General features: G+C 61.4%; 17 protein-coding genes. 8 read left to right on the top strand and 9 right to left on the bottom strand.

The window, feature by feature from the left end; translation table 11 throughout:
* The first annotated feature begins 32 nt into the window (after positions 1-32).
* A complete protein-coding gene (locus KF712_13310; protein MBX3741968.1) occupies positions 33-452 on the top strand; it encodes a hypothetical protein in 420 nt (139 codons plus the stop codon).
* 8 nt (positions 453-460) lie between these two features.
* Positions 461-1063, top strand: coding sequence for a recombination mediator RecR (gene recR, locus KF712_13305; protein ID MBX3741967.1), 603 nt, complete (start codon positions 461-463; stop codon positions 1061-1063).
* A 339-nt stretch (positions 1064-1402) separates the two neighbouring features.
* Here recR and KF712_13300 read toward each other — a convergent pair whose 3' ends face one another.
* The 9 genes from KF712_13300 to gspG all read right to left on the bottom strand — a co-directional run bounded on the left by KF712_13300 (position 1403) and on the right by gspG (position 9614).
* A complete protein-coding gene (locus KF712_13300; GenBank protein ID MBX3741966.1) occupies positions 1403-3895 on the bottom strand; it encodes a hypothetical protein in 2493 nt (830 codons plus the stop codon).
* Positions 3896-3947: 52 nt separating this feature from the next.
* Positions 3948-4559, bottom strand: a complete 612-nt coding sequence (locus KF712_13295; protein MBX3741965.1) for a hypothetical protein — start codon at positions 4557-4559, stop codon at positions 3948-3950.
* Positions 4560-4570: 11 nt separating this feature from the next.
* Entirely contained in the window at positions 4571-5110 is a 540-nt protein-coding gene (locus tag KF712_13290; GenBank protein MBX3741964.1) for a hypothetical protein, read from the bottom strand.
* Between the two features lie 197 nt (positions 5111-5307).
* Positions 5308-6528: a hypothetical protein gene (locus KF712_13285; GenBank protein ID MBX3741963.1), complete on the bottom strand. Its 1221-nt coding sequence runs from the start codon at positions 6526-6528 to the stop codon at positions 5308-5310.
* Complete coding sequence (locus KF712_13280) at positions 6521-7456, bottom strand: general secretion pathway protein GspK (GenBank protein ID MBX3741962.1); 936 nt, start codon at positions 7454-7456, stop codon at positions 6521-6523. The genes KF712_13285 and KF712_13280 overlap by 8 nt, the downstream gene beginning before the upstream one ends.
* Complete coding sequence (locus tag KF712_13275; GenBank protein ID MBX3741961.1) at positions 7453-8214, bottom strand: prepilin-type N-terminal cleavage/methylation domain-containing protein; 762 nt, start codon at positions 8212-8214, stop codon at positions 7453-7455. Before KF712_13275 ends, KF712_13280 begins: the two co-directional genes overlap by 4 nt.
* The gene (locus KF712_13270) at positions 8211-8624 is read right to left on the bottom strand and encodes a hypothetical protein (GenBank protein ID MBX3741960.1); all 414 of its coding nucleotides are present in this window, start codon (positions 8622-8624) and stop codon (positions 8211-8213) included. Before KF712_13270 ends, KF712_13275 begins: the two co-directional genes overlap by 4 nt.
* Positions 8621-9199, bottom strand: a complete 579-nt coding sequence (locus KF712_13265; GenBank protein ID MBX3741959.1) for a prepilin-type N-terminal cleavage/methylation domain-containing protein — start codon at positions 9197-9199, stop codon at positions 8621-8623. Before KF712_13265 ends, KF712_13270 begins: the two co-directional genes overlap by 4 nt.
* Positions 9171-9614: a type II secretion system major pseudopilin GspG gene (gene gspG / locus KF712_13260; GenBank protein MBX3741958.1), complete on the bottom strand. Its 444-nt coding sequence runs from the start codon at positions 9612-9614 to the stop codon at positions 9171-9173. The genes KF712_13265 and gspG overlap by 29 nt, the downstream gene beginning before the upstream one ends.
* 153 nt (positions 9615-9767) lie before the next feature.
* Here gspG and KF712_13255 point away from each other — a divergent pair, with 153 nt between their 5' ends.
* From KF712_13255 to gyrA, 6 genes are all read left to right on the top strand, one after another.
* Entirely contained in the window at positions 9768-10991 is a 1224-nt protein-coding gene (locus KF712_13255; protein MBX3741957.1) for a saccharopine dehydrogenase family protein, read from the top strand.
* A gap of 90 nt (positions 10992-11081) precedes the next feature.
* Positions 11082-12620, top strand: a complete 1539-nt coding sequence (locus KF712_13250) for a hypothetical protein (GenBank protein ID MBX3741956.1) — start codon at positions 11082-11084, stop codon at positions 12618-12620.
* 82 nt (positions 12621-12702) lie between these two features.
* The gene (locus KF712_13245; protein MBX3741955.1) at positions 12703-13776 is read left to right on the top strand and encodes an HRDC domain-containing protein; all 1074 of its coding nucleotides are present in this window, start codon (positions 12703-12705) and stop codon (positions 13774-13776) included.
* A gap of 336 nt (positions 13777-14112) precedes the next feature.
* Positions 14113-16656, top strand: a complete 2544-nt coding sequence (gyrB, locus tag KF712_13240; GenBank protein ID MBX3741954.1) for a DNA topoisomerase (ATP-hydrolyzing) subunit B — start codon at positions 14113-14115, stop codon at positions 16654-16656.
* Positions 16657-16693: 37 nt separating this feature from the next.
* On the top strand, positions 16694-17071 hold the full coding sequence (locus KF712_13235) for a four helix bundle protein (protein MBX3741953.1): 378 nt from the start codon (positions 16694-16696) through the stop codon (positions 17069-17071).
* A gap of 20 nt (positions 17072-17091) precedes the next feature.
* Positions 17092-19809, top strand: coding sequence for a DNA gyrase subunit A (gene gyrA / locus KF712_13230; GenBank protein ID MBX3741952.1), 2718 nt, complete (start codon positions 17092-17094; stop codon positions 19807-19809).
* Positions 19810-19821 lie beyond the last annotated feature (12 nt).

The raw sequence follows: 19821 nt of genomic DNA, 5'->3' as shown, positions 1-19821 counted from the left end.
CCATGAAAGAGGCGGCTAATCTGAAACCATTCATGAGTTCCTACCGTGAGAGCGAGGGGCATGTCCTGATGCCCGGTCTGGCCATCGGCAGCCTCGCGCTGGTCCTCGCGGCGGGCTTCGGTTCCGTTGGCATCCTGGACCGGGCGAACGACGGCATCTCCAGTGTCCTCCATGTGGGCGGCGGCGTGGCGAAATCCCTGCCGGATTGGGCCGTCTGGACCGCCGCTGCGGTGGGTGCGTTCAGCCTGTCCTTCGTCATCCTTTCCGTGCCCGGCACATGGAGGCGTGTGATCCTGTGGATTTCCGCGCTGGTGCTGGTCGCCGGATGGGGGCCGGTGCTCGTTCTTGCGGGCCGGTTTCCAGCCGTCGCGGTGCCGTTGCTGGCCACCTTCTGGGCCGGTCTCTGTTCCCTGGTCTATGCCTCCCGGCACCGCATGGCGGCGGACAAATAACCAACGTCATGGCGAGAGCGGATTTTCCAGAGCCGGTGAAAGCATTGGTCGCGGAGCTGAAGCGGCTTCCCGGGGTGGGACCGCGCAGCGCGGAGCGGATGGCCGTCTGGTTGCTGAGGAACAAGAAAGCGGAACCCGCCTCGCTCGCCGCGGCCCTGGTGAAGGCGGAGGAGGAGATCATTTCCTGTCCGGTCTGCGGATTCTTCGCCACCCGTGGCGGTTGTGGCATCTGTGATGACCCGCGGAGGGATGACCATCTCCTCTGTGTGGTGGAACAAGCCACCGATGTTCTTCCCCTGGAACGCTCCGGAGCATTCAACGGCAGATACCACTGTCTGGGCGGGAAACTCTCCCCGCTGGACCGGGTTTCCCCGGAGGATCTGGAAATCCCATCCCTGCTCAAGCGCATCGGCGAAGGGGAGGTCGAAGTCATTCTGGCCCTCGGGTCGGATGTCGAGGGTGAGGCCACGGCCAACTACCTGGCGGACCTCCTGCGGGGGCGGAGCTGCCGGATCAGCCGCATCGCCCAAGGCCTGCCGGCCGGCGGTGGCCTGGAACATGCCGACGAACTCACGTTGATGCGCGCCCTCCAGGGCCGCCGCAGCTTTTAAGGAGGGAGGACATAGCGGCAAAGCCGCTATGTCCGCTGCGCTTCTCCGCGATCTTTGCGTCTTGGCGGTGAATCTCACGTGATCCGCCAATGCCGCCGGAGGACAGGAGTGTCCTCCCTCCTTAAAAAAGAGGGCCGCCGGAGCACCCACTCCGACGGCCCAAGTTGAAAACTTCAGATCGCCGGAGCGATTGAGGCTAACAACTGCTGTTCACCCTTACATGAAAACACAAACTAAGTTGCAGTTTTCATGGGTTCAGACATTGCAGGTTGCCGGATCGTTCAAAGATTTCCCGAAATTTTTCCGGGAGGAACCATGCATTCCAAAATCTGCTGGAAATCAGTGTGATGCACCGCGGTAGCGGCCGTTCGGGAATGGGTTCTTCTTCTTGGAGCTTGGTCCGATGATCACCGCCCGGGGCGTCTTGCCCGCCTTGTCAGACACAGGGATGACATCCGGCGGAGGAAGCACGCCGGGGCCGTTGCCCATCTTGAGTACATCCCCGGAAACCTTGTAGCGGGCGTTCATGTCATCCTGCGCGGCGTCCAATGAATTCTGGCCGCTGACGATGCTCGGCTGGATGAAAATCAGCAGTTCGGAGCGGGCCTTTTCCGTTTCGGTCCGGGAAAACAACCTGCCCAGTCCAGGGATGCTGCTCAGGACAGGGACACCGCTTACGGACTTTGTATCCCGATCAATGATCAAGCCTCCCAAGACGATGGTCTCGTTGTTGGGAACGGTGACTTGGGTGAGGATTTCCCGGGTGGTGATCCGGGGGACCGAAAGTGCGGCTCCGTTCGGTCCCGCTCCCGCAAGGATTTGATTTCCATTCAACTCGTCGTTGAGCAGGGCGATCTGGAGGGTGATCTCGTTGGGGGAGTTCACCAGCGGGATCACTTCGAGTTTCAGTACGACGTCCTGGTATTCGATGTTGGTGCTCTGTCCGCCCGACTGAAAGCTATTGCTGTTCGTTGGAACGGCCACCCGCTCACCACTGGAGATGATCCCCTTCTGGTTGTTCGAGGTGAAGATGCTGGGTCTTGAGAGGATGGTGAAGTTCGAATCGCCCTGCAGCGCGTTGAGATAGATGTTCAGGCTGTTGCCGATCCTGCCATAGATGCTCAGGCCTCCCCCGGAAAGCGAGCCGGGTTGGAAAATCGGGGTCGTAGTGACTCCTCCTACCGTCGTCGGCCCGAGCGGGATGATCGACGTGGCATCCCCCCCTCCCGCCCGACCGGCAACTCCGCCGTTCAAGGTCCGCAGGTAGTCAACACCGAGGTCGAACTCCTTGGTCAGCGTGAGCTGGCCGAACACGGTGGAAATCATCACCTGGTCGGCCTTCACATCGATCTGGTCGAGCAGGTTTTCGATGATCTCCACGCCTGCGGGCGGTCCCTGGACGACGATGGAGTTGGTGATCTGGTCCGCAACGAGCAGCGTCCGCCCGACAAGGAGGGAGACCGGAGCGGTATCCGCATTCGCTTCTCCCAGGCCGACGGACCCGCCGCTGCCACCGCCGCCGCCCCCTCCTCCGAAGCCGGAGGAGCCGCCGGCGCCACCGCCAGAGGCGGCCGTGCGGCTGTTGCTGTTCGTGCGGGAACCCGCGCCGGTGTTGCCCCGGGATTGTCCACCGGCTCCCTGCATGCCCTGGGGACCGCCTGCGGCTCCGCCGGCAGCACCGCCTGCCGCTCCTGCGGTTCCCGCGGAGTAGGCACGGTTCAGCGCGTTTTCGGCGATGTTCAGGAAGTCGGAGACTTTCACGAAACTCAGCTTCCTGCGCATGAAATTCCGTTGGTCCGTCTGGACGTCGAATTCGCGGACGAGGCTCTCGATGAACACCAGGTCGTTCGGCCGGCCCATGACGAAGATGCGGTTGGTCCGTGGCTCGGGGACGATCTGCGGGGGATTCTCCTCACCACCCGTTCCTCCACCGCCACCACCACCGACATCCCCGACGGGCATTCCGGGAACGGGGGCCGCATTCTGTTGGCCGCCCGTGCGTTGCACCCCTGCGGTGCGCTGGGCCTGTTGCTGTGCGGTGAAAAGTTCATTCAGGGTGGTGGCCAGTTCGGTCACATCCGCGTACTCCACCCTGATGAAGCGGGTGGCCACCTTGCCACCGGGAACGTCGATCTCCTTTTTCAGTTCGATGAGCCGCCGGATCAGGGAAGTGTTTTCCGTGATGATGACGGCGGAGGCGTTCGCCACCGGCGCGATGGACCCGTACTGGCCGAAGGCGCCGACCACCTGGTTGAAGGTGGTGACGGCGGCTTCCGGCTTAAGATACTGGAGGTTCATCACGTAGGAGATGACCGCATCCCCGTCTGGCAGCGCGGCTCCTTCGGTATAGACCGGCACGCCGCGGCTCTTCGGGTTGATCCCGCCTGCGGAAAAGGTGAGGATGTCCAGATTCGGGTCCGTGCTGTCCGGGACGAATACGAAGTTCTCGATGGTGGCGGCTTTCTTCAGCAGTTCCGCCGCTTCGGCATAGGTCAGTGGATCCGTCGGACTGGCATCCTGGATGAAGGAGAACTCCGCTGTGGCGGCCTGGGCGGAGATGATCACCCGCCGTCCGGTGAATTTCCGGTAGAGGTCGGCGAGGGCGGTGCCGGTGAGTTTGGGCTCGGTGATCGCCTGGACGATCTTCTGCTCCGCCAGCGGGATCTCCCCGGCGGCGGGTGGAGCGGCGGGTGGCGCCGGCTGGCCGGGCACCGCCGGTACCGCTGGCTGGGCGGGTGGCTGCGGCGTGACGAGCGGTTGTTCCGGAGGCTGTGCAAGCCCGGTGGTGATTCCGGCGAGGCCGAGGGCAGCGATGGGGCGGAGGATGCTCATGGGAAAGGTCAGGAAAAATGGATGAGGCGGACGGAGTGCGGGAAATGGAGGATCACCGGCGCTGGGTGCGCGGGTTCGGCTGGGATGTGCCTTGTTGTGTCTGCGGGACAGCTCCCTGGGGAAGCGTGCCTCCGCCCTGGTTGGCGGCTCCTGTCGGAGGGACCACCCGTGGACGCGCTGCACGCGGGGGTTCGGCGCCCGGAGCGGCTGGTTGTTGGGGTTGGCCGGGAACTCCGGGAGGGGCGGTCTGGCCCTGCTGTGGCTGGGGGGCGGGAGGGGCCTTGAGCGTCAGCAGCGTCTTGTCGAATGCCACCGTGCCGGATTTCGATCCAGTGGAGATCCGCACGGTGGTTCCCAGCGGTTCTCCCGGAGCATGCTGCACGGAGAGGATCTTGAAATCCGGATTGTCCGGCAGGGTGATGCGCTCGTCCGGCTTCTTGCGGTTCAGGAGCGTGACGCGGTAGCCACCGGGAATGGGCGAGATGCCGCCAAGCGCGTAGTCTTCCAGGGGATTCGCTTCTGGCTCGGTAGGCTTTATCAGCGGTTTCGTGGTGAAGGGGGAATCCGTCCACAGCCGGGTGTATTTCGTCGTGGGCACCACCCGCGGCGGTTTGGCGAAGGCCGTGGCGGCGAGGGCGATGAAGAGAAGGATGGTTGTTTTCATGGCCTTGGGTTTTATTCGACGGCGGGGACGAACCACTGCTCGATCACGGCGGTGCAGTCGATCTTGGTGTCGTCCGTGTTGTCGGGCTTGAGGAGGAGGTTCGTGGCGGCGCGGAATTGTTCCGGGTTGTTGAGCCGGCCCAGCCAGGCTTCGAAGAGGGCTTTCTCGGTGCCGGTGACGGTCACCTGGACTTTCGCCCGGTGGTAGTGGTTGCCTTCGGTCTGGTCGGTGGGAAGGAGTTTCTGCGAGTTCGGCTTGATGGTCAGCCCGGCGATCTGGGCTTCCCGTTCGACAAGCTGCTGGAGGTTGGACTGGACGTCCTGATAGGCGGCGGGCGCCGGTTCATGCTTGCCCAGCCATTCCACGTCATCCAGCACCTCGTCCCGCCGTTCACTGATGATGTGGGCCTGTTCGAGCGCCTGCTCCGCCATCGCCCGGTTGGCGGTGATTTCGTTCCTTTTCTTGGTGAAGAGTTTGAAGGCGAGGACGTTGAGGATGATGAAAACTGCGGCGCCGAAGATCAGGAGCAGGTTTTTTTCGCGAGGTGACATTGTGTGGGCGGAGAGGCGGGGAGCGGAATGAAAGGGGAAACCTGACTTGGAGATGGAGTGGCTTGGTTGACCACGGATTACACGGATTTCACGGATCCATTGATGCTACTTTCCCAATCATCCGTGTAATCCGTGGTTTTGAAATTCTCTTTCGGTTTCTTCATGAAAAAACACCGCCCGGCGGAATTTTTGTCGGTTCAGCGGAGGACTGCGTTGTAGGTGAACTCCCAGCCGCGGGTCGATTGCTGCGGGGAGGGTCTCTGCCAGTCGAAGCGGATCAGCTCGTTTTTCTTCGTCAGGTTGAGGCTGAACTGGTTGATGGGACCGGGCTGGGTGGCTTCCCCGATGAGCTTCACCTCCGCGGCGGAAATCTCGGCGGTGCGGAGCCGGAGGCCGGTGTTCGGCGGGATGCTGTTGGCGATGTGGAGGAGAAGCTCCACCGGGGAATTTTCTTCCCGGGTCAGCGCCAGTTCGTCCCATTTCTGGCTGTGGATGGTGAAGGCCGCCGCATCCGGGGCGGCCTCCTCCGCCTGTGCGCGGAGGGATTTCGTGCGGGAGACGTCCTTCCAGACTCCGTAGCCGAACCAGCCGATGACGCCCAGGTAGGCCAGCACCACCGCTGCCACGGCCAGAGTGATGTTGCGTTTTTTCTCCGCCGCCTTCCGCGCGGCGCGGACGTCCGCCGGCAGCAGCTTGCTGCGGATGGCGGGCAGCACGGGCGCGGGGCGGGGCGCGACCTCCGCCGTCGCCCGGAACTCCCCGATGAGCGCCGAGGCGGAGGTTTCGCTGTCGGAGGTCCAGACGAAGATCTTCGACGGCCGGATGTCGATGCCTTGGATGGAGAGCTGGATGAGGGCCAGGCGGATCTCGCGGGCCAGTGCCTGGTCCGGCGCGTGGGTGGAGATGGAGGTGGCCTGGCAGTAGGCGGTGTTCCCTCCGGAGGAGAGGGAGAAAACCCATCGTCCCAGTTCCTTCCACACCGCCAGGCTGTCTCCGGCAAGTGGGAACGCCCGAGCCGAAAGATCGAACTCCTTCGGCGTGCGAGCCGGGATTTCCCCTTCACCGGGAGAGCGCAGGAAAACGGAGAGCAGTGCGGTGCCTTCCGGCTCCCTCCCGATCACGAACAGGTCGGTGAGCTGCCCGGCCATGGGGTCAGGGCGGATGCCCAGGCGTTCCGCGTGGAGCAGGGCCAGGTCGGGAAACAGCGCTTCATCGTCGCTGGTGACCTTCATGGGGATGGCGGTCACGGATTTGACCGGGAAAAGCTGGATGAGATCCGTGCCGGGCAGGTCGGGGATGTCTCCCGGGAACTGGATGTCGGTTGCTTCCTTGAGGGTGAATCCGGCGGCGGTGCCGGTCCAGATTTCCCAACCGGCTTCTCCGGGGACGATGAGGGTGGTTTCGGCGGCCTTACTCACTGGGCAGGATTTCTACGGATTTTTCTAACAGGGCGGGTCTTCCGGAGCGGTTGCGGAGGATGGCGTTCACGCGCCGGCGCGCGCCGTCGGCGGAGCCGGTGCTTTCGATGCGGACGGTCGAGTCATTGGCGCTGAAGCGCGCGAGTATATCGGGCCTGCTTTCGCCGTCGATGCCCAAAAGCTGGAGCGCCGCCTGCGGGTTCTGGAAAGGGACGTCATCATCCGTGTCCCGGATGCCGTCCGGGCCACGCACCGTCTCGACGATGGTCTTCGCCTGGTCCACGTTGACCTCCGCCGCCGCCGCGATGAGTTCCGCCTCCGCGTCATTCACATCCAGCCCGCCGCCGGAGTAAATGGTGAACCAGTCCCGCCAGTCCGGACGGACGGCCTCCACCAGTTCCATTCCGCGCACCAGGCGGACTTCATCCAGGTTGTAGAACGGGCGGTTGAACGGCTGGTTGATCCGGCCCTGGCTTTCGTACCATTCCTTTTCCGCTCCGTTGAGCGCCGCGTTGTCATCCGCATCCACCCAGTCCCCGAAGGCGTCCGCGATGGCTCCCGCAGTGTCCAGATCCAGCCCCCAGTCGATGAAGATCGACCGCAGCAGGGGCTTGTCATCCCGCAGGACGATGGAGTTGATGTTGAACCGGCCCCCTTCGGAAATGATGCGCACATCGTACCGTTCCCCCGTCTCCTCGTTGAAGTAGTGGAGCAGGGGATCGCTCCGTTTCACCGAAGGATTCGAGCCGATGGCGATTCCCATCTCCGCGACCTGTTTGGCGCGGGAGCCGTGGATCTTCGCCGTGGCGATCTCCATGTCGAAAGACACGACCCGCAAGGTGGTCATGGTCGCCATGGCGAGGATGGCGATGAGCAGGATGACGGCCAGCAATGACGCGCCACGGGGATGTCTGCGGCGGCGGGTCATTCGGTGGGAGACGGATTTGGGTCAGGGCCCGGATTCGGGCCGGGGCCCGGAGTGATGATGGTCCCGCCGCCGGAGTTCTGCATCATTTCCCGGGCGAGGATCTCCGGGTTTTGTTTCGGTGGCAGCCAAAAGATCTGGCGGATCTCCTCACCGGTGGCACCGAAGGCGAAGCAGAGTTCGATCTGCAGCGGCAGGCGGCCCTGCAGGTCCCAGTCGTAGCGCCACTCCAGGTTCGTGCCGTCGAGGAAGCGCCACTCGAAGTAGCGGAGGTTGGAAAGCAGGACGATCTGGGCGAAAGGCTCCTTTGACAGCGCGACGGAGCCGCTGGTTCTGGTGGCGCTGGTGTCCTCCAGGATCTCGTTCTCATAGTAGCTGAGGACGATGTCAAAGAATCCGCTGCGGGTGCGGACGGTGCTGAGGGTCACCGCCTTCGCCACCCGTTCCTGGTTTCCCCAGGCGAAGCTGAGGGGCACCTTCTGCAGGGTGATGGTGGATTCATACTGGGTGCCGTTGTCCGTCACCTTCACGTCAAAGCGGGTGTTGCCGGGCAGGGAGGTGAGCCTGCGGTCCAGCAGCTCGATGAACGACTGCCGGAGCATTTCCTCGTTCTGGCTTTTCACCACCGAGTTGCCGAGTTGCAGGGAGGTGTTCGCCGTCTGCACCACCATGCCGATGAGCAGCGCGCTCATCGCGATGGAGATCACCAGTTCCAGCAACGTGAAACCCTGCTTCCGGGAAATGGTGCGGCGCATTCTCACGGCTGGTACATCCTTCCATACCGCCACGTTTCCGCGGAGCGTTGCTGCCATGCGTTGTCCGCGAACCAATGGGCGGTGACGTTCACCCGGTACATTTCCTGCAGGAACTGCCCGTCCTGGTTCTGGATCTCCTTGAGCAGCTCGACGGTGGTGTCGATCTCGATGTCGGTGCCGGGGACCTTCACGCTGGTCACCCCTTCCTCCAGGGTGGGCATGGACAAGGCCTCATCCAGCGCGCTTTCCAGGATGCGGGTGATGCGGAGCCCCTGCCGGGCGGTTTCCGCCGCCTTCGCCGTCTGGTTGATGGCGACCGCGAAGCCGGTGGCGGCGATGCCGAACACCAGCAGGGCGAGGATGATCTCCAGCAGGAGAAAACCACGGCGGTGGGTTGTCCGGGCCTGGAGTTTCATCGGGCTTCGAGGAGGAAATCGCTGACCGTGGCGGTGAGCGGGTGGAAGGTGCTTTCGGCCACGCCCTTTTCGATGGCATAGCGGACGGTGACCGGCTCGCACAGGCCATCCGGATCGAAGCGCCAGATCTGGATCACATCCCGGACCAGCGGGATCCACGCGGTGGTGTTCCAGCGGAGGATGGAAACCTCCATGTCATCCGGAAGGGCGAACTCCTCCCTGACCGGCGCGATTTTGTCCGGATCCTCGAACTCGACGGTCCGTCCGCCGATTTCGTTGCCGAGGCCGGTCTTCCGTTCGATGCCGCCCGCCTCCGCCAGTGGCAGGAGGCGCACGCGTTCCTTGCGGAACTCGAGGGCGTAGGGCGTTTGCTGGAGGATGGCCATGGTCCGCGCGCGCTTCGCCATCAGCTCGATCTCGCCGGAGGTGTTGCGCAGTACGCGCTCATCCGACGAATAGACCATGTAGGTGACGGCTCCGCCCGCGATCAGGGCCGCGAGGCCGAGAACCAGGACGATCTCAATGAGGGTGAACCCCCGTTTCAGATCATTCCGGATCCTGACTGCTGAGATCATCGGGAGTATTTGGAATGCCGTCAGGTCCGTTGCTGATCAGCTCGAACTCGCTGGGATCCTTGCTGCCGGGGAACTTATACCCGTAGGGGTTCTGCCACGGATCGACGGGGATTTTCTTGGAAATCCGGACCCAGTCGCGGGGCACCGGCGTGGAGGTCGGTTTGTCCACCAGCGCGGCCAGGCCTTGCTGGGTGGTCGGATAGCGCCCGGCGTTGACGCGGTAGGTATTCAGGGCGGAACCCACGCTCTGGAAGTCGGCGCGGACCCGCTGGAGCTTCGCGCCATCACCCACGCCGCCGATCAGGGCGATCGATCCGCCGAGCAGAATGGCGATGATGCCGAGCACGATGACCATTTCGAGAAGGGTGAAGCCGGTGGCAAGGCGGTGACGGAGGGATGGACGTTGGATTTTCATCAATGGTCGGAGAGTTGTGGAGCGGATGCTTTCAAAGATGAAAACGCCGGGCGACTGAAAAGTTGTCGGGAAAATTTTGGAATTCGGGGGCATCGTCACGGGGAATTTCTTGCCAGAAGCGGGAGATTTCCCCACCCCTTGTCGCTCGTCATCATGAACAAAGTCCTGATCATCGGAGCCGGCGGAGTCGGCAGTGTCGTCGCCCACAAATGTGCCATGGTGCCGGAGGTGTTCGGTGAGATCACCCTGGCGTCCCGCACGGTGTCGAAATGCGATGCCATCGCCGCGGAGGTGAAGCGCCGCACCGGCCGGGAGATCGCCACCGCCGCCATTGATGCGGATGATCCGGTCCAGACCGCCGCCCTGATCCGGAAAACCGGCGCGAAGCTGGTCATCAACGTGGCTCTGCCCTATCAGGATCTTTCCATCATGGATGCCTGCCTGGATGCGGGGGTCGATTACCTGGACACCGCGAACTATGAGCCGAAGGACGTCGCGAAGTTCGAATATTCCTGGCAGTGGGCCTACCATGAGAAGTTCGTGGCCGCCGGTCTTTCCGCGCTTCTCGGCTCCGGCTTTGATCCCGGTGTCACCAACGTCTTCACCGCCTGGGCGCTCAAGCACCACTTCGATGAGATCCACACGCTGGACATCATCGACGTGAACGGCGGCAACCATGGCAAGGCCTTCGCCACCAACTTCAACCCGGAAATCAACATCCGTGAGGTCACCGCGCCCTGCCGTCACTTTGAGGAAGGAGGCTTCGTCGAAACACCCGCCATGTCCCTCCACCAGCCGTTCACCTGCCCGGATGGCGTGGGCACCTACGAAATCTACCGCATGTACCACGAGGAACTGGAGTCCCTGGTGAAGCACATCCCCACCATCAAGCGCGCCCAGTTCTGGATGTCTTTTTCCCCGAACTACCTGAAGCACCTGGAAGTGCTCCAGAACGTCGGCATGACCCGCATCGACCCGGTGGTTTATCAAGGCGTGGAGATCATCCCGCTGCAGTTCCTCAAGGCGGTTCTTCCGAATCCCGGTGACCTCGGGCAGACGACCAAAGGAAAGACCTGTATTGGTAATGTGATCACCGGCGTCAAAGATGGCCAACCCAAGGCGATCTACATCTACAATATCTGCGATCACGAAGCGTGCTTCGCGGAGGTGGGGTCACAGGCGATTTCCTACACCACCGGAGTCCCGGCGATGATTGGCGCCAAGCAGGTTCTGGAAGGAAAATGGCAGCATCCGGGGGTCTGGAACATGGAGCAATACGATCCGGATCCTTTCATGGCGGATCTCAACATCCACGGCCTCCCATGGCAGTGGGTGGAGCTCTCTCCGGAGGCCGCGCGTAGTTTCAAAGTGGTCTAAATTGCGGTGAATTGACCCGATCATGTAAATACTTTGCCAATTTTTCAAATTCCGCTTGTCACCCACAAGACTCTTTTCCATCTTTTGACCGTGAACTTAAAAACCCTCTCATTCACAACTCTCACCCTTGCCGCGGCCATGCTGCCTGCGGACGCCTTCTTCCGGGCTGCCTTCCGGATCGAAAAGGAGTACCGCCAGAATCGATCCGGAGTCCCCGTTTTCCGTGGTGGCGTCGGCAACTTGTATGTCATTGACGGAACCGTCACCCAGACGGGATGCGCGTTGAACAGTTCGCCCGGCATGTTCAATATCAACACCCTCCTTGGTTGCAACATCGGGTCCAACGCGGTCTTGTTCGAGGGAACCGGTGCTCCGGCTCCTTACTTTTTCGAACTTGTGGGGGTTGAGGAAGCCACGACGGTGGAGCCGGGTCGTCACGATCTGGTCTCCCTTTACGCCAGGCCATCCTATGACTTCCCGATGAACGGCTTGGGTATCCGGAGCACGTCAACCTCGGTTTTCTATAATTTGCGCTCCGTGACGGGAGATGTGCGGGAGTATCGCCTCGCGGGTGTTGGGCTTGGCACCGGATTTGAGCCGGGTTACGAATTCCTCAGGAATTATGGCCCCGGTGAGCGCAGCCGGATGGAGCGGGAGATCACTCCCGGCATCTATCAATTCAGGTTCCCGACGCTCAACCGGCCGAACTTTCCGCTTTACCTGAACTTCCCGGTCCGGGCGACGGTCGAGGGTTACGTGGAAAAGCCGATCCGCGGGGGATTCCGGTTTGTCAATGTCGGACCATTCTCTCCTAGTGGCTTTGCGGAGTATGACCTGAATGTCATCAGCCAGTTCCGTTGGGAGGGATTGGATCAAGGGGGGGTCAGCAGCGGGGATCGCCTTTACATAGGCTTCCGGCGGATCGATACCGGGGGGGTGCCCATTCCGGATCCGGATGGTCCTTTGCTGCCCATTTACGATTTCCCGCCCTCCACTCCCGGTGGCGGAGGGTTTCCGCCATGGCCTGGCGTCAGAATCCGCCTCACTTCCCCGGTGCAGAACACTTACAATCTCCCGGCAGGATTTTTCACTTTGGGGCAAACCACCGTGTTGGAGCTGACCCTTGAGCGGGATCCGCGCATCGGTCTGTCGGTGGCCAGCATCCGCAATTTCCAGCTTCCAATCACCTTCGTTGCCGGATTCCCGGGTGCGATGGCGGCGGCCTTCCCGAAGGATACGCCAGCGGCCATGATGGCCAAGGATGCGGACCCGGATGGCGATGGTGTCTCCAACTGGTTGGAATGGCTTTCCGGAACGGATCCTTACACGGCGAACGCTCCCGCATCGCTGAGCCAGCTCGCCTATGTGCCTGCTTCCACCCGCCGCTCCGGACAGACCGTCCCTGGCTACTGGCACATGTCCATCGACCGCCGGGCGAATCTGCCATCGGCTGTGAGCGTGGTGGTGGAATCCAGCACCGATCTGACCAACTGGGCTCCGGTTCCCAAGGATGACCCGCACTGGATCATCGAAGACATCCGCGAAGAGCCGCGCATCCGAATCATCAGCCGTACCCCCGAGCTTACCGACCAGCGTTATTTCCGCGTGAAATACAACGATCCGGGTTGATTGTTCCGGGGATCCGGTCCGAGGGGGCCGGTTCCCCGCATCTAAGTTCGCGGGGACGGATCCGCCTGTTGCGAAGTTTTCCATGTCTGCGAGCTTGATTGATAATACAGAAGAGCTTTCCGCTTACCTTGCCGGGCACTCCGGCGGCCAAAATCCCCCGGTTTGCGCGATTGATACGGAGGCGGACAGCCTTCACCGATACCGTGAGTCCCTTTGTCTCATCCAGTTTGCGGATGATTCGGACTGCGTTCTCATCGACCCATTGGCGATCAAGGATCTGGATCCCTTGGGCGACTACCTTTCCGGTTCCATTGTCTGGATGCATGGCGCGGACTACGACATGACCATGCTGAAGCGGCAGTTCGGCCGTTTGCCGGGGAAAGTCTATGACACCCAGATCGGTGCCCGTCTGCTCGGTGCCCGCAAGTTTGGTCTGGGCGATCTGGTGAGCCATTACTTCGGAATCGAACTCTCCAAATCCTCGCAGAAAGCGGATTGGGGCAAGCGTCCTCTTTCGGAGAAGATGGTGGAATATGCCCTCAACGACGTCCGCTACCTGTTGGAAATGGGGCGCCGAATCGTGACGGAGCTTCAGGAAAAAGGACGGCTGGAATGGTTTGAGGAGAGTTGTGACGCAGCTCTCCGCAAGGTTCTCGAGCGGGATGACTCGAAGGAAGAGGGATGGCGGGTGCAGGGTTCCGGAAAGCTGGAGCGCCGCGGCCTTGCTTTCCTGCGTGCTCTCTGGCAGTGGCGGGATGAGGAAGCGAAGGCATGGGACCGTCCGTCATTCATGGTGGCGCCGAACCGGCAGTTGCTGGAGTGGAGCATCGATCTGTCCGGCGGAAAGTCAGTGACCTTGCCGGGCCATTTCCGGGGTGACCGGGTGAAGAGGTTCAAGGAGGCGCTGGCGGCCGTCGCCGCGTTGCCTGAGCCGGAGTATCCGGAGCGCCCGCAAGGCAAACGGCGCAAGCGGGACCGGGACTTTGACCGGAAGCTGGATCATTTCCTCAAGATCCGGGAAGCCGCTGCGGCGAAGCTGGATATCGAGGGTTCGCTCATTGCCCCCAGGGCGGTTCTGGAAAGTCTCGCGGCCGATGAGGTGGTGATGGCGGATGTTCTCCTGAAATGGCAGCAGGAGTGTCTCCAGTCCGCATGACGCGCCCACTGGAAGGGCTTTCATTCAGGGGTCCGTGGGAAGGAGTGATTTAATGGCCTCCATCTGCCCATGGAATCCTTGCGGTCAGTGGCTTGGATTTCCCTGTTCCGTGGATGCCCGGGGCTTCCGGAGAGGTTGCAAATCCCCCGGAATCAGGAGGAATTCCGCCGTGATTTCCCGACAGGGTGGCGGGGGGTGGCGGGGGTTGGGTTGGTCCATCTTCATCTCATTGATTTGAAATGAGTTGATGGTATGATCCGGATGTCCTGAAAAGTGCGTTTATCGGACGAAGTTCCTTGTGTAGCAGGCGGGAATTTCCGACCTTTTCCGGGCACCATGTCAGAGAGTCCGGAAGAGCCGAAAAAGGCCGAAACACAGGTCGGAGCGCAGCAGCAATACGACGCCGCGCAGATCGATAAATTGGAGGGTCTGGAGGCTGTCCGGAAGCGTCCGGGCATGTATATCGGCGATCCGGATGAGCGTGGCTTGCACCACTGTGTGTTCGAGGTTCTCGACAACTCCATCGACGAGCATCTCGCCGGTTATTGCAGCGTCATCAAGGTGGCCATTCACGTCGATGGTTCGGTTTCCGTCGCGGACAACGGTCGGGGGATCCCGGTGGACATGCACCCGAAGTTCGGCATTCCGGCCGTCGAGCTGGTGCTGACGAATCTCCACGCCGGCGGCAAGTTCGGCCAGGGTGCCTACAAATATTCCGGTGGTCTCCATGGCGTGGGCGCGAAGTGCGTGAACGCCCTCTCCGACTGGTTCAAGGCGGAGATCATGCGGAACGGCAAGGTCCACCTCATTGCCTTCGAACGCGGCAAGACCACCCAGCAACTCCATGTCATCGGGGATGTCGATCCGTCGAAGACCGGCACGATGATCACGTTCTTCCCGGACGCCACGATTTTCGTCGATACCATCGAGTTCAAGTTCGATCGCCTCGCCACCCGTCTGCGGGAACTGGCCTTCCTCAACCCCGGGCTCATCATCGAGCTTGAGGATGAGCGTCCGGAGTCGGCCAAGAAGGCAACCTTCTACTACGCCAAGGGCATCGAGGAATTCGTGATCCAGCTCGGGGAGAACAAGACGGTGATCCACGACGAGCCGGTTGTTCTCAATGGCAAGCGCCAGATCGAACTCGACTATGATGGCAAGAAAACGACCGACGACGTTTTCGCCGACATCGTTTTCCAGTACAACGACTCCTACAACGACCAGATCCTCTGCTTCGCGAACTCCATCCCGAACGGTGACGGTGGTACCCACCTCACCGGTTTCCGCACGGCGCTGACCCGCGGGATCAACCAGTATGCGAAGGCGAACAAGATCCTGAAGGACAAGGATCCCGCGCTCTCCGGTGACGATGTGCGGGAAGGTCTGGTGTGCGTCATCTCCGTGAAGATGCCGAGCCCGCGCTTCAGCTCCCAGACGAAGGACAAGCTGGTCAACTCGGAGATCGAGGGTGTCGTTTCCTCCATCGTCTATGAAGGCATCATGCAGTATTTCGATGAGAACCCGGCGCTCGCGCGCAAGGTGATCGAGAAGTCCGTGAACGCCGCCCGCGCCCGTGAGGCCGCGCGGAAAGCCCGTGAGACGGTCCGCAAGTCCGCCCTCTCCGGCGGTGGCCTGCCCGGCAAGCTGGCGGACTGCTCCGAGCGCGACCCGTCGAAGTCCGAACTCTATATTGTCGAGGGTGACTCCGCAGGTGGTTCCGCCAAGCAGGGCCGCGACCGCCGCACGCAGGCGATCCTGCCGCTGCGGGGCAAGCTCATCAACGTCGAGAAGGCCCGGCTCCACCGCGCGCTCCAGAACAAGGAAATCCAGTCGATGATCACCGCGATCGGTGCGGGCATTGGCGATGGCGAGCAGGAAGGCTCGTTCAACATCGCCAAGGTCCGCTACCACAAGATCATCATCATGACCGACGCGGACGTCGATGGCTCCCACATCCGCACGCTGCTGCTGACGTTCTTCTGCCGCCACATGCCGGACCTGGTGAAACGTGGCTACCTCTACATCGCGCAGCCGCCGCTTTACCTCGTCAGCCGGAAAAAGCGCCACGAATACGTGCAGGACAACGACCAGCTCAACAAGATCCTCATCGATCTGGGTGCCGGTGAAGTGACCCTGCGCAGCCATGATGGCAGCCACAGCTATAGTGCGGATGAGCTGAAGGACATTCTCGAAATCCTTTCCTCCCTGTTCCGTTTCTCGGACTCCATCGAGGGCAATGGCGGAAATTTCCGCAATTACCTCGAGGCGCGCCTCAATGGGAAGTTGCCGGAGTTCATGGTGCGCATCCGCACCGGCAACGATGAGAAGGTGACCTACTTCCCCGATGAGGCTTCCCTGCGGAGTTTCGCCGCGGACAACCGGGATCTTCGTCTATTCGATGAGGTGCTGACCCCGGAAGAGATCGCCGCCTACGTGGGGCCATCCCGCCGTGCGGTGCTGAAGGAACTCCACGAGTCGAACGCCATCGAGCGGATCTTCTCCCGTTTGAAGGAACGTGGATTCGAAACCGACCAGTTCTTCGCCGATGACAAGCCGCTTTACGAAATCGTCGAGGGTGAAGGGGAGAAACAACACATCACCCCTGTCTTCAGTGTGCCTGAGATCCTTTCCAAAGTACTGGAGATCGGACGGAAAGGCATCCAGATCAAGCGATTCAAGGGTCTGGGTGAAATGAACGCCAAGGAGCTTTTCGAAACCACCATGGATCCCGGCAAGCGCCAGTTCCTCCGCGTCCGCCTGGACGAGGACAACGCCGTGGAGGCTGACAAGATGTTCGACGTCCTGATGGGCGACATCGTCGAGCCCCGCAAGCGGTTCATTGAGGACAACGCGCTCAACGTGAGAAACCTCGACGTTTAAGTCATCGGTCAATGGTCATCAGTCAACAGGGAAGAAGATGAAGAGTTCATTGAACGATCTGGAGATTTACCGCGAAGCGATGGAGATCGGGGAAAGCGTATGGATCGTCGTCCAAGGGTGGGATTTTTTCGCGAAGGATACCGTGGGAAAGCAAGTGACGCGTTCGGCCGATTCCATCGCAGCCAATCTTGCCGAGGGATACGGCCGCTATCACTACAAGGAAAACCAGAAGTTTTGTTACTACTCGCGGGGATCGGCGGAAGAGACGCAGACATGGATCGAGAAAGCAGCCAGACGGGCTTTGATCGAACGTGAAAGCGCCAGACTCTTGTATGACCGTATCGAAATTTTCAAAAAACGCCTGAATGCCTATATTCGCACCATCGGTAAATCGGATTCCACCGCTGACCGTTGACTGCTGACCATTGAACAATCATGTCTGACGACCATATCAAGCCGATCAACGTCGCGGAGGAGCTTTCGAAGTCCTTCCTCGACTACTCGATGTCGGTGATCATTTCCCGCGCGCTGCCCGATGTGCGCGACGGCCTCAAGCCATCCCAACGACGGATTCTTTTCGCGATGCGGGAGCTGAACCTCGCTCCGGGCAAGCAGCACATCAAGTGCGCGAAGATCTGCGGTGACACCTCCGGTAACTACCACCCGCACGGTGAATCCGTCATCTATCCTACACTGGTCAACATGGGCCAGAAGTGGTCGATGCGGGACACGCTGATCGACGGCCAGGGCAACTTCGGCTCCGTTGAAGGCGACCCTCCGGCCGCGATGCGTTATACGGAGGCCCGCCTCACCCATCTGGGCATGGCGATGATGGACGACCTCGACAAGGAGACCGTCGATTTCGTCCCCAACTACGACGAACGCCTGACGGAGCCGACCGTGCTCCCATCCGCTTTCCCGAACTTCCTGGTCAATGGTGGCACCGGCATCGCCGTCGGCATGGCGACGAACCTGGCCTCCCACAACCTCGGTGAGGTGGTGGACGCCATCTGTGCGCAGATCGACGAGCCGGACATCGACCTGCCGGGCCTGATGCAATATATCAAGGGGCCGGACTTCGCCGTTCCGACGGAGATCCGCGGCATCCGTGGCATCGAGGACTACTTCCGCACCGGACGCGGCTCCATGCGGATGCGCGGCAAGATGGAGATCGAGGAGAACGAGAATGGCCGTTCCATGATCATCATCCGCGAGGTTCCGTATGGCGTGAACCGCGCGACCCTTCAGGAGCGCATCGCGGAACTCGTCAACGAGAAGATCCTCACCGGCATCTCCGGCATGCGTGACCTTTCCGATGAGGAAACGCGGATCGAGATCGAGCTGAAGCGCGACGCCCGCCCGCAGGTGGTGGTGAACCAGCTCTTCAAGCTGACCGCGATGGAGACTTCGTTCAGCGTGAACATGCTGGCGATCCACCAGAACCGGCCGAAGCAACTTTCCCTGAAGGAAGCGATCGACGCCTACATCGAGCACCGCCGTGAGGTGGTCATCCGCCGGACCCGCTACCTGCTTGGCAAGGCGGAGGAGCGCGCGGAGTTGCTGGAGGCTTTCCTCCTCGCGCTCGGCCACATCGATGAGTTCATCAAGATCATCCGTGAGTCGCGGAACCGCGATGAGGCGCGCGAGCGTCTGGCCGCCTACAGTTTCCCGACGAAGACCGCCGAGAACCTCGGCATCCTCATCCGCTCGCAGGCATCCGTGCAGGGTGACCGCTATGTTTTCAGCGAGCGTCAGGTGAATGCCATCCTCGAGCTGCGCCTCTACCAGCTCACCGGCATGGAGCAGGACAAGGTGAAGGGCGAATACGACGGCGTGCTGGCCGACATCACCGACCTGATGGACATCCTCGCCCGCGAGGTCCGCGTGCTCGGCATCATCAAGGACGAGCTGCGCGCGATCAGGGAAAAGTATGCGACTCCGCGGAAGTGCCCGATCGTGGCGGAAGCCGGCGAAGTGGCGATGGAGGACCTGATCGCGAATGACGCGATGATCGTCACGCTTTCCCACCGTGGTTACGTCAAGCGCACGCCTTCCTCCGAATACCGCCTGCAAGGCCGTGGCGGCAAGGGGCTGAAGGGGATGGAGACCAAGGCCACGAAAAAGGACGAGGCGAACGACTTCGTGGAGCACCTCTTCAGTGTCCAGGCGCACGACTACCTCCTGTTCTTCACGAACACCGGACGGGTCTATGTGGAGCGTGTGTATGAGCTCCCGGAAGGATCCCGGACCTCCACCGGCCGCAGCATCAAGAACGTGCTGGATCTGAAGCCGGAGGAAAAGATCACCGCGCTGCTCCGTCTGGAGCGCACCGTGGATGAGGACGGCAACGACATCACCTTCCGTGAGGGAGCTGGCTTCGTGTTCTTCGCGACCCGGAACGGCAAGGTGAAGAAGACCGCGCTCAATGATTTCCGCAACTACCGCAAGGCCGGTCTGACCGCCATCAACCTCGAGGAAGGAAACGACCTCATCGGCGTGAAGCTCACCAGCGGTGAGGACGAGATCATCCTGGTGACCAGAAATGGCTTGAGCATCCGCTTCACGGAAGGCGTCTACAAGAAGCCGCAGGGCGAAACGGAGGACGGTGAAGAGGCACCGGATGCCGACGCCGCACCCGAAGGCGCGGAGGCAGAGGATGATGGCACCCCGCAGATCCGCCCGCAGGGCCGTGCGACCGCAGGTGTCACCGGCATCCGTCTTGGAAAGGATGATGAAGTCGTCGGCATGGCGATCGTCACCGGGAATTCGACGCTGCTGGTCGCCGCTGAAAACGGGCTCGGCAAACGCACCGACTTCAAGAGCTACCCGTATCGCCGCCGCGGCGGAAAGGGTGTGAAGACCATGAACGTCACGGAGAAAACCGGTCTGGTTGTCAGTGCCGTGACCGTTACCGCGGAGGACGAACTCATGCTCATGACCTCCTCCGGCCAGAGCATCCGCATCCGTGTCAGTGAGATCCGGGAAACCGGCCGCGTGGCCCAGGGCGTGAAGCTGCTCACCCTGAAGGACGGCGAGAAGCTCCAGGATGTTTCGCTGGTTATTCCCGATGGGGATGACGGAGCGCCGGCTTCAGCCGGCTTGGAAGAATCCGGAGAAGAAGCATCCGATCATAGTGAAGAAAATGAAGGCTGATCAGCCACGCCA

The organism is Akkermansiaceae bacterium (assembly GCA_019634595.1).
Taxonomy (GTDB): domain Bacteria; phylum Verrucomicrobiota; class Verrucomicrobiia; order Verrucomicrobiales; family Akkermansiaceae; genus Luteolibacter.
This window is presented reverse-complemented; position numbering and strand designations above follow the sequence as displayed.

Coding starts and splice junctions, on each gene's coding strand:
- KF712_13310 (MBX3741968.1), top strand. CDS start 33: ATGAGTTCCTACCGTGAGAGCGAGGGGCATGTCCTGATGCCCGGTCTG.
- recR (MBX3741967.1), top strand. CDS start 461: ATGGCGAGAGCGGATTTTCCAGAGCCGGTGAAAGCATTGGTCGCGGAG.
- KF712_13300 (MBX3741966.1), bottom strand. CDS start 3,895: ATGAGCATCCTCCGCCCCATCGCTGCCCTCGGCCTCGCCGGAATCACC.
- KF712_13295 (MBX3741965.1), bottom strand. CDS start 4,559: ATGAAAACAACCATCCTTCTCTTCATCGCCCTCGCCGCCACGGCCTTC.
- KF712_13290 (MBX3741964.1), bottom strand. CDS start 5,110: ATGTCACCTCGCGAAAAAAACCTGCTCCTGATCTTCGGCGCCGCAGTT.
- KF712_13280 (MBX3741962.1), bottom strand. CDS start 7,456: ATGACCCGCCGCCGCAGACATCCCCGTGGCGCGTCATTGCTGGCCGTC.
- KF712_13270 (MBX3741960.1), bottom strand. CDS start 8,624: ATGAAACTCCAGGCCCGGACAACCCACCGCCGTGGTTTTCTCCTGCTG.
- KF712_13265 (MBX3741959.1), bottom strand. CDS start 9,199: ATGATCTCAGCAGTCAGGATCCGGAATGATCTGAAACGGGGGTTCACC.
- gspG (MBX3741958.1), bottom strand. CDS start 9,614: ATGAAAATCCAACGTCCATCCCTCCGTCACCGCCTTGCCACCGGCTTC.
- KF712_13255 (MBX3741957.1), top strand. CDS start 9,768: ATGAACAAAGTCCTGATCATCGGAGCCGGCGGAGTCGGCAGTGTCGTC.
- KF712_13245 (MBX3741955.1), top strand. CDS start 12,703: ATGTCTGCGAGCTTGATTGATAATACAGAAGAGCTTTCCGCTTACCTT.
- gyrB (MBX3741954.1), top strand. CDS start 14,113: ATGTCAGAGAGTCCGGAAGAGCCGAAAAAGGCCGAAACACAGGTCGGA.
- KF712_13235 (MBX3741953.1), top strand. CDS start 16,694: ATGAAGAGTTCATTGAACGATCTGGAGATTTACCGCGAAGCGATGGAG.
- gyrA (MBX3741952.1), top strand. CDS start 17,092: ATGTCTGACGACCATATCAAGCCGATCAACGTCGCGGAGGAGCTTTCG.